This window comes from Arthrobacter sp. HMWF013, from assembly GCF_003061105.1.
Lineage (GTDB): Bacteria > Actinomycetota > Actinomycetes > Actinomycetales > Micrococcaceae > Arthrobacter.
Genome location: NZ_QAIQ01000539.1, coordinates 4,918 through 6,642, shown reverse-complemented (window position 1 = coordinate 6,642; position 1,725 = coordinate 4,918). Strand labels below are relative to the sequence as shown.

Annotated in this window: 1 protein-coding gene and 1 pseudogene; both read right to left on the bottom strand. The window is 65.0% G+C overall.

Going from position 1 to position 1,725, the window contains the following annotated elements; genetic code table 11:
• Positions 1–256: pseudogene (locus DBR22_RS18565) on the bottom strand (sulfonate ABC transporter substrate-binding protein); the annotation flags it as partial.
• Positions 257–386: 130 nt separating this feature from the next.
• A complete protein-coding gene (locus tag DBR22_RS18560; RefSeq protein WP_108600222.1) occupies positions 387–1,553 on the bottom strand; it encodes an RtcB family protein in 1,167 nt (388 codons plus the stop codon).
• Between the last annotated feature and the right edge of the window lie 172 nt (positions 1,554–1,725).

Sequence of the window (1,725 nt, the reverse complement as noted above, 5' to 3'; positions counted from 1 at the left end):
AGCCGAGGTTGCGGGCCAGGATTCCCTGTTTCAGGCCCACCAGCACGGGAGCGTGGGTCAGGTTTCCGAAGTACCCCAGCTTCAGTTCGTCAGCGGCCGTAGGCGCCGGCGCGGCCTGCGCCTCCGTGTTGCGGGAAATGCTGGACGCCACCACGGCGCCGGCGGCGATCAGGAGGACCAGTCCGATCGCCAGGAAAGCCTCGATGGCACGCTTGCGCTGGGGTGCTGCGCTTTCGCCTGCCACGATGCGGATCATCCCGGGCTTGGAACTAGTCATTGTTTCACCATAGGGAGTGTCATAAACCCGTTCAATGACGCGGAAACGGGGGGTCACGCGGGTTCATCTAGCGTCACATTGAGTGGCTACAGGACGGCTTCGGGCGGTTTCAGTCGCCCTTAACGTTGACGAGCTGCCGCAGCTTGTGCCGTACCTTTACGAGGTCCTGTGCGTCACGCATCACCACGTCGATGGGCTTGTACGCGGCCGGGATTTCATCGATGAATGCCTCGCTGGCCCGGAACTCGATCCCCTGCATGGCCTGCTTCAGTTCGGCCAGCGAGAAGGTCTTCTTTGCCGCATTCCGTGAGTATTCGCGGCCGGCACCGTGCGGGGAGGAGTTCAGGGAGGCCGGGTTCCCCAGCCCTTCCACAACGTACGACGCCGTCCCCATGGACCCCGGAATAAGTCCCGGATCGCCCCGCTCGGCTTTGATGGCACCCTTCCGCGACACCCAGACCGACTTGCCGTAGTGCGTCTCGAGCTGGGTGAAGTTGTGGTGGCAGTTGATCCGTTCCCGCTCCTTGACCGGCCCGCCCACCCAGTTGCGGAACTGCGCCACAACCCGGTCCATCATTTCCTCGCGGTTCAGCAGGGCAAAGTGCTGGGCCCACCGGAGCTCCTCGATGTACCGCCGGAACTCGGGCGTGCCCTCCTCCAGGTACGCGAGGTCCGGATCGGGCACGCGGGTGCCACGCTTGTGGGTGACCTCCCGGGCGACGCCGATGTGATGCTGCGCGATCTTGTTGCCCACGCCGCGCGAGCCGGAGTGCAGGAACAGCCAGACGGCGTCGTTCTCATCGGCGGAGACCTCGATGAAGTGGTTGCCCGAGCCTAGCGAGCCCAGCTGCAGGTCCCACTTCTCCACATACTGGCCAGGGTTGAACCCTGCTTTGGCCGCCAGCTCCTTCAGCTCGGCGATCCGGGGTACCGCGGTGGCCTGGACTGTCCGGTTATTGTGGCCGGCAGACAGCGGGATGGCCCGTTCGATGGCCTCACGCAGCGGTTTCCGGTTCTTGGGGAGGTCCTTCACCAGGTACTGTGTCCGCACCGCGATCATGCCGCAGCCGATGTCCACCCCCACGGCGGCCGGAATGATCGAGCGCAGGGTGGGAATGACCGATCCCACGGTGGCACCCTTGCCCAGGTGCGCATCCGGCATCAGGGCCAGGTGCGGGTAGATGATGGGCAGCGTGGCCGTGGCGAGGGCCTGTTCGCGGGTCTTCTCGTCCAGGATCGAGGCCCAGCTGATGAGCTTGCTGTTGATGGTCTCCACTGCGTCGCCTCCCTCCCTTAAGGATACGAAACGACAAAACCGCGGCCTGTCCGCGGAGCCGGCCCGTAAGGGTCCGGTTCTGCGAACAAGCCGCGGTCTCGGGGAGAAACTCAGATCGAGTAGCGCTCGTCCTCGTGGTCGCCCGGGTGGTCCTTGACCAGGCCCGCGGCCA